Below are 1,214 nucleotides of genomic sequence, written 5' to 3' on the forward strand. Positions count from 1 at the left end.
GGCGGAATCGTGAACATCGTCACCAAGACGCCCCTCGACGCGAATTTCCTCCATGTCGACATCGCGAGCGGCAGCTATGGATTGGTCCGGCCGACCTTCGATCTGAATCGCGATCTCATGGGCGATCATTCGCTGCTGGTTCGACTCGACGGCGCCATCGACCGGTCGCACACGATCAAGCAATTCGGCGAGCAGGAGAATGTGTGCCTCAATCCCAGCATATTGTGGCGCGCGACCGAGCAGGACCAACTGCTGCTGCGCGGACAATGGTTCAACAGCGGCTTCAGCTATGGCGCCTATCAGGCCCCGCTCGCACAGCAGACGCTCGCGCTGCCCCTCTCCTTCAGCTACATGGATCCCAATCAGAGCCAATCCCACAAGGACGCCGAGCGCGTCAGCCTGGAGTGGACCCACAGATTCGACTCCGGCGTGAAACTCCGCGTCGGCATGAATGTGTCCGATGTGAATTATTCGCTCGGCACAGACCGCTTCTCGCGACTGACGGTAGCGGCGAACGGATATACGCTCTCCCGCTCCGTTCAGTCCGGCCCCGCCTGGGTTCAGGATTATGATTGGCAAAACGAGCTGTCGGGAACATTCACGACGGGGCCGCTGCAGCATGACTGGCTCGTCGGCGGGGAAGCCTATTGGAGCCTCAATCACACGATCGGCTACGCCGTCACCGTGCCGACTCTGAATCTCCTATATCCCGTCTACGACGTCGCCATCGGCGCGCCGAAGCTCTCCTCCAATACGAGATCCCGCGTCAGTGACTTCTCCGGCTATGTTCAGGACTTCGTCACCCTCGCTCCGCATTGGCGTCTCCTCGCGGGCTTGCGCTATGATTCCATCACGACGAGCAGCCTCAATCAATTGTCGTTGACGCCATGGAGCATCAACCGCGCGCAAAAATTCTCGCCGCGTTTTGGTCTGACCTTCGAGCCCATCCCCGAGACGGCTTTCTTTTTCAATTGGTCGAACAGCTTCGTGCCGACGACCTCTGTGACATCCAGCGGATCCCCACTGCCGCCCAGCGCGTCGCAACAATGGGAGGTGGGCGTGAAGCAGAAGGCTTTCGACGACCGTGTCCAGGCCACGCTCGCCCTCTACCAGCTGACCAGAACCAATGTGCCGACGACCGATCCGACGAATACGGCGTACAGCGTGGCGTCCGGATTGCAGCGGAGCCGGGGAATCGAGCTCGATGTGGCGGG

1 protein-coding gene is annotated in these 1,214 nt (G+C 60.5%); it reads left to right on the forward strand.

What is annotated here, in order from left to right; translation table 11 throughout:
* Positions 1-1,214, forward strand: a 1,214-nt coding sequence (locus A1351_RS25235) for a TonB-dependent siderophore receptor (protein ID WP_198162264.1), incomplete at both ends; no start/stop codon positions are given.

Origin of the sequence: Methylosinus sp. R-45379, assembly GCF_001644125.1 — a bacterium.
In the GTDB taxonomy this organism is placed as follows: domain Bacteria; phylum Pseudomonadota; class Alphaproteobacteria; order Rhizobiales; family Beijerinckiaceae; genus Methylosinus.